The 13,444-nt window shown below is 34.8% G+C and carries 12 protein-coding genes and 1 pseudogene; 8 read left to right on the top strand and 5 right to left on the bottom strand.

Translation table 11 applies throughout. From position 1 onward, the window contains the following. The 4 genes and pseudogenes from QWC74_RS04865 to QWC74_RS04850 all read left to right on the top strand — a co-directional run. A pseudogene (locus QWC74_RS04865) lies at positions 1–228 on the top strand (ABC transporter permease); the annotation flags it as partial. Positions 229–255: 27 nt separating this feature from the next. Beyond that, positions 256–1,065 (top strand): MetQ/NlpA family ABC transporter substrate-binding protein, encoded by an 810-nt coding sequence (locus QWC74_RS04860; protein WP_006784992.1) that lies wholly within the window; start codon positions 256–258, stop codon positions 1,063–1,065. A gap of 19 nt (positions 1,066–1,084) precedes the next feature. Next, entirely contained in the window at positions 1,085–2,263 is a 1,179-nt protein-coding gene (locus QWC74_RS04855; protein WP_006784993.1) for a M20 family metallopeptidase, read from the top strand. 91 nt (positions 2,264–2,354) lie between these two features. Continuing rightward, positions 2,355–2,807: a zinc ribbon domain-containing protein gene (locus QWC74_RS04850; protein ID WP_006784994.1), complete on the top strand. Its 453-nt coding sequence runs from the start codon at positions 2,355–2,357 to the stop codon at positions 2,805–2,807. Between the two features lie 44 nt (positions 2,808–2,851). On the opposite strand, the gene aspD is transcribed toward QWC74_RS04850, so the two are convergent. Both aspD and aspT read right to left on the bottom strand, forming a co-directional pair. Continuing rightward, positions 2,852–4,495, bottom strand: coding sequence for an aspartate 4-decarboxylase (gene aspD, locus QWC74_RS04845; RefSeq protein WP_006784995.1), 1,644 nt, complete (start codon positions 4,493–4,495; stop codon positions 2,852–2,854). A 42-nt stretch (positions 4,496–4,537) separates the two neighbouring features. Further along, positions 4,538–6,223, bottom strand: coding sequence for an aspartate-alanine antiporter (aspT, locus tag QWC74_RS04840; protein WP_006784996.1), 1,686 nt, complete (start codon positions 6,221–6,223; stop codon positions 4,538–4,540). 172 nt (positions 6,224–6,395) lie between these two features. Here aspT and amrA point away from each other — a divergent pair, with 172 nt between their 5' ends. From amrA to QWC74_RS04825, 3 genes are all read left to right on the top strand, one after another. Beyond that, on the top strand, positions 6,396–7,781 hold the full coding sequence (gene amrA, locus QWC74_RS04835) for an AmmeMemoRadiSam system protein A (RefSeq protein WP_006784997.1): 1,386 nt from the start codon (positions 6,396–6,398) through the stop codon (positions 7,779–7,781). A gap of 1 nt (position 7,782) precedes the next feature. After that, on the top strand, positions 7,783–8,772 hold the full coding sequence (amrS, locus tag QWC74_RS04830; protein ID WP_006784998.1) for an AmmeMemoRadiSam system radical SAM enzyme: 990 nt from the start codon (positions 7,783–7,785) through the stop codon (positions 8,770–8,772). Between the two features lie 90 nt (positions 8,773–8,862). Beyond that, positions 8,863–9,282, top strand: a complete 420-nt coding sequence (locus QWC74_RS04825) for a DUF2871 domain-containing protein (RefSeq protein WP_006784999.1) — start codon at positions 8,863–8,865, stop codon at positions 9,280–9,282. A 35-nt stretch (positions 9,283–9,317) separates the two neighbouring features. Here the strand turns inward: QWC74_RS04825 and QWC74_RS04820 are convergent, their stop codons facing one another. The 3 genes from QWC74_RS04820 to QWC74_RS04810 are packed head-to-tail and all read right to left on the bottom strand — an operon-like array spanning position 9,318 to position 12,162. Further along, the gene (locus QWC74_RS04820; protein ID WP_006785000.1) at positions 9,318–10,373 is read right to left on the bottom strand and encodes a lysylphosphatidylglycerol synthase transmembrane domain-containing protein; all 1,056 of its coding nucleotides are present in this window, start codon (positions 10,371–10,373) and stop codon (positions 9,318–9,320) included. Beyond that, positions 10,370–11,065, bottom strand: coding sequence for a polysaccharide deacetylase family protein (locus QWC74_RS04815; RefSeq protein WP_006785001.1), 696 nt, complete (start codon positions 11,063–11,065; stop codon positions 10,370–10,372). The genes QWC74_RS04820 and QWC74_RS04815 overlap by 4 nt, the downstream gene beginning before the upstream one ends. Beyond that, a complete protein-coding gene (locus QWC74_RS04810; protein ID WP_006785002.1) occupies positions 11,062–12,162 on the bottom strand; it encodes a glycosyltransferase in 1,101 nt (366 codons plus the stop codon). The genes QWC74_RS04815 and QWC74_RS04810 overlap by 4 nt, the downstream gene beginning before the upstream one ends. Positions 12,163–12,596: 434 nt before the next feature. Here QWC74_RS04810 and QWC74_RS04805 point away from each other — a divergent pair, with 434 nt between their 5' ends. Beyond that, positions 12,597–13,421 (top strand): amidohydrolase, encoded by an 825-nt coding sequence (locus QWC74_RS04805; RefSeq protein WP_288993936.1) that lies wholly within the window; start codon positions 12,597–12,599, stop codon positions 13,419–13,421. The last annotated feature ends 23 nt before the right edge of the window (positions 13,422–13,444 follow it).

The raw sequence follows: 13,444 nt of genomic DNA, 5'->3' as shown, positions 1-13,444 counted from the left end.
GGATTACCAAATATCATATATGCACTCACGATTACGATCGTAAGTTTGATTGGATTTTCAGCTATTGCTGGAAGTGTTGGTGGAGGTGGTCTTGGAGATTTTGCCATCCGTTATGGTTATCAATATTTTAAAGGAGACATCATGTTTGTGACTGTTGTCGTTTTACTTGTGTTAGTGTCACTAGTTCAAAGTGCCGGGGAATGGCTCCAACGGAAACTCAGTCATTAAAATAAATCATATTAGGAGGAATTGATCATGAAAAGAAAATTATTAGGGTTAGTAATGTCAGTTTGTTTAGGATTTTTATTAGTTGCATGTGGTAATGAAGTGGGAAGTGATTCGGTTATTAAGTTAGGAATTAATGGCGAAGTTAATTCCATTTGGAAAAGTGTTCAAAGTCGTCTTGCAGAAGAAGGGATTATCCTTGAGTTTGTGACTTTTAGTGATTATAACTTACCAAATACCGCACTAGCCGATGGAGAAATTGATGCGAATGCTTTTCAAACAATCGCATTTTTTGAAGAATTTAAAAGCAATCATAACTTAGATCTAACATCAATTGGATATACCGTTTTAGCCCCAATGGGAATTTACTCATCGCAATTAACGGATGTAGCACAATTACAAGAGGGAGATAAAGTGTCAATTCCAAATGATGCTTCAAATGGTGGTCGAGCTCTATTATTACTTCAAGATGCAGGTTTAATTACATTAAAAGAAGGAGTGGGGATTACGCCAACGGTGAAAGATATCATTGCCAATCCTAAAAAGTTAGAAATCGTTGAATTAGTTGCTCAACAATTACCGCGTTCATTTGAGGATGTGGCAGTCGCAGTCATTAATAATGGGGTCGCTGTTCAAGCTGGCTTATCACCACTTGATGATTCGATTTATGTTGAGAATACAGAAAGTGAAACGGTTGTAAATTACTACAATATCATTGCGGTTCGGACAGAGGATCAGGATAAAGAAGCATTAAAACGTTTAGTGGAAGTCTATCAAACGGAAGAAACTAAAAAAGCTATAGAAGAAGAATACAAAGGGGCATCGATTCCAGCATTTTAGTGAATAGGAGAGAGAACGTATGGAAAATCAAATTCGTCAATTTATAAAGGAACAAGAAGCTTATTTTATCAACCTGAGTCATCAAATCCATGAACATCCTGAAATTGCAAACGAGGAATATTTTGCGTGTGAGTTGTTAACGAATGTTTTAAAAGAAAGAGGATTTGATGTAAAGACAAATATTGCGGGGCATGAAACAGGATTTGTGTCACGATATATTGCTAAAAAACCTGGTCCGGTGATTGGTTTTTTAGCTGAGTATGATGCTTTAGCGGGACTTGGGCATGGATGTGGTCATAATATTATTGGGGTAAGTAGTGTATTAGCTGCTTGCAGTTTAGCACCTTTATTAGAATTAACTGGAGGAGAAGTCATTGTTTTTGGGACACCGGCTGAAGAAGGTGGAAATAATGGGAGTGCGAAAGCTTCGTTTGTTAGAGCGGGATTGTTTGATGATGTAGATGCTTGTATGATGATTCATCCAGGTAATAAAACAGCAATAACAACTAGCTCTTTAGCCAATCATCCCATTGAGTTTGAATTCTTTGGACGTCCCGCTCATGCAGCAGGATGTCCGGAGAAAGGAATTAATGCATTAGATGCCATGATTTTATTTTTTAGTGGGGTGAATGCTTTAAGACAACATGTAACATCTGATGTTAGAATTCATGGAATTATTACACACGGAGGAGATGCACCTAATATTATTCCAGAGTATACGAAAGCGAGATTTTATGTTCGTGCCAATACGATTGCAACCTGTGAAGAAATCACGAATAAGGTCATTCAAATAGCGAAAGGTGCGGCATTGAGTACAGGGTGTGAGGTGAAATATAATACGTATCAAAATATTGTGGAAGATTTAATTGTGTATCCCTTATTTAATGAATTATTTAAAAAGATTGCAACTGAAGTGGGATTGATTGTAGAGGACATCAATCCTAATGAATCAAAAGGTTCAACCGATGCTGGGAATGTCAGTCATGTCATTCCAACGATTCATCCATCTGTAAAAATCTGTGACTCTGAGGTAGTGACTCATACTGAGGAATTTAAGCAGGCAGCGATTTCTAAACAGGGGGATGAAGGGTTGCTTCAAAGCGCAGAAATTTTAGCTCGAATAGGATTACGATTATTAAGTGATGGTGAGTTGTTAGCACAAATTAAAGAGGAGTTTGAGTTGAATAAAGTGAGATAACATCAAAAGTTGAATTTATAGTTATATCACTAAAGCACTTGAATATAATAAAGTGATTTAATAATTATAAATTTGAAGATGAGGTGAGAGGATGGGCACTTTTTTCGAACAGTTTGGTAAGAAGGTTACTCAAACAAGTCAAGATGCGATGAAAAAGACAAAAGAATTTGCGGAAATCGCAAAATTAAACACACAGATTAGTGACGAAGAAAAACGATTAAATAAAATATATATGAATTTAGGTCGCTTATATTATCAACTTTATGGAAATCAACCTAGTTTGGAATTTAAAGATTTATGTCTAGCAATTGAAGGAAGTTTAAAGAATGTTGAGCATTATGAGGTAATGGTTAATGAATTAAGAGGGATTAAACGTTGTGAATCTTGTGGGACAGAAATGCCGATTGATTCAACGTTTTGTCAAACGTGTGGAAGTCGCTTAAATGAAGAAAGAGGAAGTGTCGTTGCTGTTGTTTGTGCTAAATGTGGAATGGAAAATGGAGCACAAGCTACATCTTGTATTGGTTGTGGACAACCTTTATAAAAGAAAAATCCCCGGTGATACCTTTCACCGGGGATTTTTCTATATTACCATTGGAATTCTTTCCAATCTTCCGCGTATTTAGAGAATAATTCGTTAACTGCTTTACCAATTTCAGCGTATTCTTCATCTTTTAAGTTAGCTAAGGAAACACGGATTGACCAAGATGGCCCTTCGAATCCACTACCGTTTAATAAGACGATACTGTATCGATCGGCTAATTCGAATAAGAATTCTAATGGGTTACGTTTTTCTTTTAAGTATTTAACGAACTCCTCACCGTATTTTAATTTTGCCCAAACAAGAAGGTCAATTTCATTGTAGTATGACGTACTATATGGATCTTCTTTATAAGATAAGTTATCAAAGTTATCATATAGTAAATGTTTACGACGACGGCAAATTTCTTTCGTTTGTTCTTTATAAACATTTTCTTTATCTAATAAGGCAAAGATAGAGAAGATTGCCATTTGGACCTGACAAGGAGTGGATAATCCAGCAGTGTGGTTAAGTGCAACCTGACGGCTATCTGCTACGATACGATCGATAAATGGAATATTATCTGGATCAGTTGTTAAGGCGCCATAACGTTCACGTAAAATATCTTTTTCATCTTCTGGTAATTTGTTGATTAAGTGATTGAAGACATTGTCTTTTTCTAATGCGATAACCCCTAAACGCCAACCAGTGACACCGAAGTATTTAGAGTACGAATAAACTCCTAATGTGTTGTAAGGAAGGGTACACATTAATGATTTGAAATCGTTAGAGAATGTACCATATACGTCATCGGTAACAATCATTAAATCTGGATTTTGACGTTGTACGACTGATTTTAAGTAATACATAGACTCTTCGTTGATTGCAACTGACGGTGGATTACTTGGGTTAACAACACAAGCTAATTTGATGCTAGTATCTGCTAATTTATCTAACTCTTCTTGCGGATATTGCCAAGTATGACGGCCTTCTTCACTAATTTCTGAAGCATAAATTTTTACGATATCGAAATGATAACGAGGTAAGTTAGCAATTTCTACATAAGGGGTAAAGATTGGAACGAATAAGGCGATTTTATCTCCTGGAGATAAAATGCGGTTGGCAATTAGTGAGTCGAAGATATAGCACATTGCGGCTGTACCACCTTCAACAGCGTATAATTGGTGAGTAGATGTTTCGGGATTCCCACCCATTTCTTTAATCACATAATCTTTCACAACTTGTTCGATATGGATTAACATACGATCAGGAACTGGGTAGTTGTCACCGATAATAGCATCAACTAATTCAAATACCCAAGAATCTGGATCAAATCCTTTATCTTTAATACCATATTCAATGATGTTAGATAGTAATTCAATACCAGGAGCATCTTTATGATTTCTTACATAAGAGGTGAATCGCTCATAAATTCCTGGTTTTTCAGGCATACCAGCTAAATCTTTTTCATGCCAAGTACGTTGTGTTTCTTCAACGGCGAATTGTCCAAGAGTGAAGAAGGCTTGACGTGGAGTGGCAGCTGTCCAGTTAGGATTTCCGCGTCCTGCATTGAGCATAATACGGACACCTTTTTGTTCAGATTGTTTAGCCATATGAATTAACTCATCTTTTAATTCAAATGGGCTTAAGTGTTGTACTCTTTCAATGATATCATTGATTTTTTTACGCTTAACTTCAGCTCGTGTAGTCATACAAAACTTCCTTTCAAATTTTGTTTCAAGATATTAATAAGGTTAGGAGAAGAAAATAATAACCAAGGATCCCCAAACAGTTAATAAGATATTACCAACAGCGTAAGGAACGGTGTATCCAAGTACGGGTGCATTACTTTCAGCTTTCTCAGTAATAGCCCCAATTGCCGCTGTTGTTGTTAAAGCTCCTGCAGTTGCTCCTAGAGCAATTGGAGCTGAAAATTTGAATACATATTTTCCAAGAAAAATTCCCGCGAATGTTGGAATAAGTGTCACCACCACACCTGCTAAGAAGAAACTGATCCCTGATGATCTTAAACCAGAAACGAACCCTGGACCGGCATTAATACCGACAACAGCAACGAAAGCAGCAAGACCAACATTACTTAAGAACCAAGCAGTTCCTTTTGGAATACGACCAATGGTCGGACGACGAGAATGAATTAGTCCAAAGATTAATCCCATAATCAAAGCCCCACCACTTGTAGATAAGCTGATTCCAACATGGCCAATCGTGAGCGCCGGTATCCCAATTAATCCACCAATTAAAATCCCTAAACCAACGAAAATCATATCCGTTTCATCTGAATCACGTGCTGGTTTTCCGATTTTGTACGCTAAAGCTTCTACATCATCAACAGGTCCTGTTAGTGTAATCACATCTTTCTTTTTAATAACTGTTTCGTTATTATAAGGGATTTCATCTCCTGTACTTTGAAGTTTAGAGATAAAAACACCACGTGTTAAAGTGTTGTGACGAACCTCACTAATTGATTTTCCAGTAATTTCACTATCTTTAACATAAACAGCCACTGTTTCAGTTGGAAAGTTAATTAACGTATAGTCTGAAATTTCTTGCCCAATCTCTAGAAGGTTAATTTTAGAGACATCTCGTTCTTTAAAAGAAAATGCAACGCGATCATTTTTTTGGATAATTTCATCCTCATTTGGTCTGAAGACATCATTCCCACGTTTCATTCTCACCATAAATAGACGAATACCTTCTGTGGCAAGTTTGTGTTCAACTGCTTTTACAGTTTGTCCAATGTAGCAATCATCAATGATATAAGCGCGATAATCGACATCTCCTGCACGCGAATTTAAAAGTTTTCCTTCAAGTGCATCTTTAGACGCATTATCGATTTTTCGACTTTCTTCAGCTAAATCAACTCCATAAATTTTTGGACCCAGTGTTGAAAGAACAAAAGCGCATCCGATGGTACCAAAAATGTAAGTGACGGCGTAACCGACTGGAACGAAATCACTCATGGATTTAATATCAGCAGCTGAGACTGATAGCTGACTAATCGAATCTTGAGCAACCCCGATAACAGCAGATTGAGTTAAAGCTCCCGCTGCGAGCCCTGCGGCTTGTCCAGCGTTGTAATGAAGGATTTTTCCAACGATAATTGTTGAAATGAGTCCAATTACGCAGACGATAACTGAAAAAATAACTTGTGGAATTCCGTCTTTTTTGAGCCCTTTAAAAAATTGAGGTCCTGCATTATAACCTAGAGCAAATAAGAAAAGAAGGAAGAAAACTGATTTTACAGTGGCATCAATCGTGATGTTTAATTGCCCGATGATAACCCCTGTTACTAATACCCCAGTAACGGAACCGATTTTAAAGGTACCGATTTGGATTTTTCCTACTGCGTATCCAATGGCTAGCGTTAAAAAAAGCGTTAGTTCTGGATGTGAGCGTAATGCATCGATAAACCATGTCATAGTAACTACCTCATTTACTAGATTTTTAAAAATGACAATAATATTATTATCTGTGCTAGTAAATTTATGCTGTCTTTTAAGGATTCCCAACAATTTACTACCCAATGTTTGGTTTAAATTTGAAAATCAATATAAACTAATAAAGATATAATTTTAAAAAAGAGGTGTTTAAATGAATTTTTATTTAATGCCACATCCACCGATTATTATTCCCGCTATTGGAAAAGGGGAAGAATTAAAGCTTTATAAAACGACATTAGCGTGCAATCAAATTGCCGAGGAAATATCAAAGCTTAAACCTCAAACCATCATTATCATTACTCCCCACGGGCCGATGTTTTCAGATGCCATTTGTATTTTAGATGATGAAAAAATAGAAGGTGACTTATCGCAATTTCAATGTCATGATGTGAAGATGAGTCTAACATTCGACCGGGAGTTAAATGAATTAATTTTGAATTTAAGTCAAAACAGAAATATTCCAGTTGTCTCAGTTGATCAACATCTTTTAAAAATGTATCATCGTCGATTTCAACTAGATCACGGAGTTGTTGTTCCTCTTTACTTTATAAATGAGCAATATCGAGACTATCAATTAGTTCATATTACTTATGCTCCATTAAAAGATCGTCAACTTTATGAATTTGGAATGGCTTTACAAGAAGCAGTCAAACAATTAGACCGACAGGTTGTCATGATTGCGAGTGGTGATTTATCACATAAATTAAAAGAAGCAAACATGAAGTATGGCGAAGAGTTTGATCGCCAGTTTTTAAACCACCTAAAAAAAGGTGAGCTTTTAGAGCTTTTTGAATTAGATAAAGAAGTGGTCTACCAGGTGGCAGAGTGTGGATTACGCTCGATGAAAATTATGAGTGGTGCCATGGATGGTGGAAAGTATGAAGGTAATGTGTTAGCTTATCAATGTCCTTTTGGTGTCGGTTATGGAACGGTAAAGTTTAATTATTTAGGAGTAGGGATAAAAGGATTAAAATATATTGAGAAAAAGCCTAAAATTAAGGCAGTATCGATTTTACAGAAAGAAAATCCCTATGTTTATGTTGCACGTAAAGCGTTAGAGGATTATTTTCAACAAACTAAAACGCTGTTAACACAGGAAGATTTACCGAGTGAAATGTTTGTTAAACGGCAAGGTGTGTTTGTTTCCTTAAAAAAACAGGGTCAATTACGTGGTTGTATTGGAACCATTTTTCCAACAACTGATTGTGTAGCAACAGAAATTGTAAGAAATGCGATTGCAGCGGCAACACAAGATCCTCGTTTTATGCCAGTTGAGGAAGAGGAATTAACCGAGTTAAAGGTTTCCGTTGATGTCTTAACCGAGCCTATTTCTTGTTCTAAAGAAATGTTGAATCCTAAAAAATATGGGGTCGTTGTTAGCTGTGGAATGAAAAAAGGGGTATTATTACCTGACTTAGAGGGGATTGAAACAGTCGAGGAACAACTATCAATTGCCTGTCGTAAAGCGGGGATTGGTGAAACTGAATCTTATGAAATTGAACGATTTGAAGTGATTCGCTATCAAGAAGGTGATTAAGATGGATGCTCCTGTTTTGTTTTATAAAGGAAAAAAAGATTTAATTCAGTGCGAATTATGTTCACATCTTTGCATTTTATCGGAAGGAAAGTGGGGGAGGTGTAAAGTTCGGACGGTTCATGATGGACAATTAATTGCAACTAATTTTGGTAAAGTTACCTCAGCAGCTTTTGATCCGATTGAAAAGAAACCCTTGTATCATTTCATGCCAGGGACTTGTATTTTATCGATTGGAAGTTTTGGATGTAATATGACCTGTTCTTTTTGTCAAAATTATGAGATTTCACAACATCAACCTCATTCAAAGACTTTACCGGTTGAACAGTTATGCCAGATTCTTTCTGAACAACCCAATCATGTTGGCGTCGCGTTTACCTATAATGAACCTTTCATGTGGTATGAGTATGTCTATGAAGCCGCTAAAAAAATTAAACAAACAATGCCACATCAAAAAATTGTGATGGTCACGAATGGCTATATAAATCAATCGCCATTAATGAAGTTATTACCGTACATTGATGCCATGAATATTGATTTAAAAGGATATACCAATCAGTATTACCGTAAAATTTGTGGAGCAAAATTAAACCCAGTTCTTGAAACCATTAAGCTAGTAGCGAATAAAGTACATCTTGAAATTACAACGTTGCTAGTGAGTGATGAGAATGATTCACTTGAGGAAGTCAAGGAAATTGCAAAATTTATTGCCAGTATTAATCCTAATATTCCGTTTCATTTAAGTCGATATTTTCCCAAATATAAATTAAATCATCAAGCAACGGAAATAGAGGTGTTAATAAAGGCGAAAGCGATTGCTCGAAATTATTTGAATTATGTTTATATTGGTAATGTTGCTAATCTCAATCAAAATACTTACTGTCCCGATTGTCAGGAGTTGTTGATTGAGAGAAATTTATATGAAAGCAAAGTTTTTTTAACTGAACCCAAGTGTCCAACCTGTGGAGCAAAAATTGAAATGATATTAACTTAAAAACTAAATATTGTTAAAAAAAGTGTGTTATTTTTGACTTTTTCTCAAGAAGAAGATAAAATATTTTTTGTCTTGAGAGGAGAGATATTTATGATGAAAAAATTGGTTAATACCGCTTTTACTTACACAGTAGTTGCGTTAGTTTGTGGGGTTATTTATCGTGAATTCACAAAAATGGTAGGATTCACAGGCCAAACGAATTTATCATTATTACATACCCACTTATTTACACTTGGAATGTTATTTTTCTTAGTGGTGTTAGCTTTAGAAGCAATCTTTAAAGTAAGTGAGCAAAAAATGTTCAAGTGGTTCTTTATTATTTATAATATTGGATTAGTTTTATCAGCAATGATGATGGCTGTTCGTGGATTTTTACAAGTTCAAGGAACAGAATTATCAAAAGCATTAAACGCTTCAATTTCTGGTATCTCTGGGATTGGACATATTGGTTTAGGGGTTGGATTAGCTTTATTCTTTATTGTTTTAAAACGAAGTGTAGCGACAAAATAAAAAAAGTGATGCAAATCTCATTTGCATCACTTTTTTTATGAAGATAAAGCCGTTCTGGGTGGATAATTGGTTTTATCTTTTGATAAAACGATATGAACAATCATTGAAATGATCCCACTTATTAATAAGAATGAATAAAAGCTAATTCCACGACATAATAACATAGCTGGAACTAATAGATGGCTTGCAAAAAATAATTTAAAGACACTCATAAAGGCATTTTCTGAAGCTCCGACTGCACCTGGTAAGGGAATAGAGGAAACAGCTAATGAAACGAGTGCTTGTAAGGAAATAATTTCAAGCATAGTATATGTATTTAAATGAAAGGCTTTGTAGACGAAAAATGGAACAAGATAAGTGGCAGTTAGTTGAATCGTTGTTGTCAATACAATTTGAAGTAGTAAAAGGGGTTGCGTTTTAATGTAAGCTGCGCCTTTTGTATATTCTAAAACGAGTGTTTCTAGTTTTTGACGGGTTGCTTCAACATTTTTTAGAAGTTTCATTTTGGCCAATAAGGTCGTTAAAAAATTAATTAACTGATAAATGAATTTTTTAGAAAACATTGCCATCAAAATTGCAGTCGTTAAAATTAAATTAATAGAGACACTAAAGATTAAGAAATATTTAATTCCATTTAAGTTAGTCATGAGAAAGTCATGATTGACTAAAAAGAGAATTCCACCATATAACATCATGACAATTTGATAAACGACGGTAATAATTAATAAATTTAAGGAAGAGTAAGAAAGATTAATTTTTGCTTTACTCATATAAAACATTTGAGCGGGTTGGCCTCCAGATGAAGAGGGGGTAATCGAACTAAAGTAGAATCCTACGAAAGCAAACCCTAAACATTTAAGATATGAAACCTTTTGTTTTAAAGCTTTCATAATGGAAAAAGTATTCATTGCTTCGCATGCCACAAAAATAAACATCATAGCAAGTCCTAATAGAATGTAAAATGGATTCACCGTTTTGAGTGCTTGGAGAAGCGAACTGATGGATTGATCTTTGAAAATGAAATAACTTGTCAAACCCATTAGGAGTATCATAAATAAAAGACTTAAAGATTGCTTTGTTTTACTATTCATAAAGAACTCCTTTCTAGTGTAACGAAGTGATAACCTTGTTGTTTTAAATGTGGAAGTGTTGTTTTTAATGCCTCAAGCATACGTTTTGGGGCTAAAGGATCGGCATAGGCGCCATGTCCTGAATCATGTAAACATAAGATAGAGGAGTCATTAATTGAATTCAAAATTTTATTTTGAAGAATTAAGCTCATACTATTGTAATCCCAATCGTTAACCATTAAATTCCATAATATCATGGTTAAATCGTGTTTTTTTACAAAGTAATAGGTGAAAAGATTCGTATGTCCCCACGGGGGACGGTAATAATGAGATTTTACACCGATTTCTTCCATGATTTCAAGGCTTTTAGAGAAATCTTTTTTAGTATAAATGTAACTATAAAACCAAGCGTTTCGATGATTTAATGAATGAAGGGCAATCGTATGTCCCTCCATTTGCATACGTCGTACTAATTCAGGGTGTTGCAAAGCATGATCAGCGACGACGAAAAAGGTTGCTTTAATTTGATGTTGTTTCAATAAATCTAATAGTTTTGGGGTATACAAAGGGTTGGGGCCATCATCGAATGTTAGCATAATTCCTTTTTTTGGTGTCGATTTTATCACATTTTTATTAATCATCTTATTATAATATGTTGGTAAAATAGAGTGGATCATAAACAAAATGATTAAAATTGTAGAAAATAGTTTCATGATGCATACGCTCCTAACTGTACAGATAAAATAATCTCTTCTAATGCATTTTTATCAAATTGTTTTTTTAATTGTTGCATGTTGCGTTTAATCTCATCTAAAGCCTTTGCATCATAAATAAGATTAGAAACCATTTCAATATAATCTGTTTGCTTTTTTTGAATGACATGTCCAAGGCAATGAAGTGAAATAAAGTTCGCGTTATTTACTTCCTGTTGTAAAAATGGTTCAAAGACAAGCAACGGAATTTCAGAATTAATCGCCTCAAATACCGTGATTCCACCTGGTTTAGAAATCATTAAATCAGCTTCTTGCATAAATTTATATACCTGGTCCGTAAATCCAATGACCTCAATATTTTGGTATTTATTATGCAATAAATTAAAAAGACGCTTGTTTTTCCCGGTAATTACCGTTGTTTTAACATGATTTAATTGATTTAGTGCTTCATAAAAAGATTCGGATTTGGGTAAGAGACCAAGACCACCTCCCATAATTAATAATTTCTTTTCATAGCTGTGACTATTTTTAAATGAAGACTCAATCGGTTCATTGAATTCGCGCTTAACAGGGATCCCGATGACTTGTATTTGACTGGCATGCACGCCTTTATTAATAAGGTCCATTTTGATAGAAAGAGAAGCAACTAAATAATAGGTTGTATTTTCATTAATCCATTCACAGTGACTACTTACATCAGTGATACAGGTAACAAAGGGAATTCTTTTTTTCGATTTTTTATCATAGTGAGACAATAACTGAGAACAAAACGGAACGGTTGAAATAATTAAAGTTGGATTTAATTCATTTATTAATTGCTGAAGAGAACGTGAAAAGTAGTCCACTAAAATAGGTTTTTGATTAATTTCCCCTTTTTCTGACAAACGATAGAAAAAGTTATAGCAAGTACTGGCTCGATTAATTAATAAATTAAAACTTTTATACAGGATATTTGAAACTCTGGGAGCTGAATATTCAAAAAAATCAACAATTGAAATTGAAGCATTTGGAAATTTTTGTTGAATTTGCTGTTCGATTGAATGCGAAGCAGAATAATGTCCCATTCCAAATTTAGCAGTTAAAATTAATATTTTCATTTGACATTCTCCTTTTTCCTTTTCATACGAGTATTATAAAAGTTAAATCTTTAGAATTAAGGAGAAAAAGTCTTAAGAAATTTTAAAGATTCTCTAATCAAACCTTAAGAATTAAGGTGATAATTCGAGATTAATGCATATTGTAATAAAAGTATGGATGATTGTCATACTATATATAAATAGAAATATCATTCATCATTTTATCATTCGTCTTAGTATTCAAACTTTTTTGAATACTAAGACGAATGATAGTCGAGGGGTCATTTTACAATAGAATTTAAAATCGTGTGGGTCACTTTAGTAGTGAGTATAGTAAGATTCCTACGCTAGTAGGATATAACATCCTCGATGGTTACGGAAAATAAAAAATTTTTAAGTGTCAAACATTTATCTAGAGTTATAGATAAAGATTATTTTTTTAAAGGAGGGATATGGTGAGGGATATTAACTCTTACATCACAACCATAAAAAATCAGATTGAGAAAAACCACGATGAGATTTTGTCATTAAGTCATGAAATTCATGATAACCCTGAAATTGGGAATCAAGAGGTAAAGGCTTGTAAATGGCTAACCGATTTATTAATCAAGCATGGATTTGAAGTGAAGGTTAATATTGCGACTCATCCGACGGGTTTTATTGCACGTAAAAAAGGGCAGAATAAAGGGCCTGTTATTGGATTATTAGCTGAATACGATGCTTTAAAGGGCTTAGGTCACGCGTGTGGACATAATATTATCGCGATGACGAGTGTAGCGGCAGGGATTGCACTTGCCCAAATCATCGATCAAACAGGTGGAGAAATTGTGGTGTTTGGAACGCCGGCTGAAGAGGGTGGACCTCATGGGAATGCAAAAGCCTCTTATGTTGCGGCCAATTTGTTTGAAGGTGTTGATGTTTGTATGATGATTCATCCTTTTCATACAACAGCTAAAACCCAGCCGACACTCGCGATTGTTCCGATTGAATTTGAGTTTTTTGGAAAAGCTTCTCATGCAGCCTCTGCACCTGAACAAGGGGTTAATGCCTTAGATGCTATGATTTTGTTTTATAACGGTGTTAACGCACTTCGTCAACAAAGTCCACGTGATGTTTTATATCATGGGATTATTACTCATGGCGGTGAAGCACCTAATATTATTCCAGATTATACAAAAGCAAGTTTTTATATTCGAGCTGCGCATCACGAAACTTGTTTAATTTATAAAGAAAAGATTTGTGCTAGGAGGTTACTGCCAACTTATTTAGGATTCCAGTAATTTATTCGAAAAGATTTGTATGG

The sequence above is a fragment of the uncultured Turicibacter sp. genome, from assembly GCF_938044715.1.
GTDB classification, from domain to species: Bacteria; Bacillota_I; Bacilli_A; order MOL361; family Turicibacteraceae; genus Turicibacter; species Turicibacter sanguinis.
This window is presented reverse-complemented; position numbering and strand designations above follow the sequence as displayed.

Coding starts and splice junctions, on each gene's coding strand:
- aspD (WP_006784995.1), bottom strand. CDS start 4,495: ATGACTACACGAGCTGAAGTTAAGCGTAAAAAAATCAATGATATCATT.
- amrS (WP_006784998.1), top strand. CDS start 7,783: ATGGATGCTCCTGTTTTGTTTTATAAAGGAAAAAAAGATTTAATTCAG.
- QWC74_RS04825 (WP_006784999.1), top strand. CDS start 8,863: ATGATGAAAAAATTGGTTAATACCGCTTTTACTTACACAGTAGTTGCG.
- QWC74_RS04850 (WP_006784994.1), top strand. CDS start 2,355: ATGGGCACTTTTTTCGAACAGTTTGGTAAGAAGGTTACTCAAACAAGT.
- QWC74_RS04820 (WP_006785000.1), bottom strand. CDS start 10,373: ATGAATAGTAAAACAAAGCAATCTTTAAGTCTTTTATTTATGATACTC.
- aspT (WP_006784996.1), bottom strand. CDS start 6,223: ATGACATGGTTTATCGATGCATTACGCTCACATCCAGAACTAACGCTT.
- QWC74_RS04810 (WP_006785002.1), bottom strand. CDS start 12,162: ATGAAAATATTAATTTTAACTGCTAAATTTGGAATGGGACATTATTCT.
- QWC74_RS04815 (WP_006785001.1), bottom strand. CDS start 11,065: ATGAAACTATTTTCTACAATTTTAATCATTTTGTTTATGATCCACTCT.
- QWC74_RS04860 (WP_006784992.1), top strand. CDS start 256: ATGAAAAGAAAATTATTAGGGTTAGTAATGTCAGTTTGTTTAGGATTT.
- QWC74_RS04855 (WP_006784993.1), top strand. CDS start 1,085: ATGGAAAATCAAATTCGTCAATTTATAAAGGAACAAGAAGCTTATTTT.
- amrA (WP_006784997.1), top strand. CDS start 6,396: ATGAATTTTTATTTAATGCCACATCCACCGATTATTATTCCCGCTATT.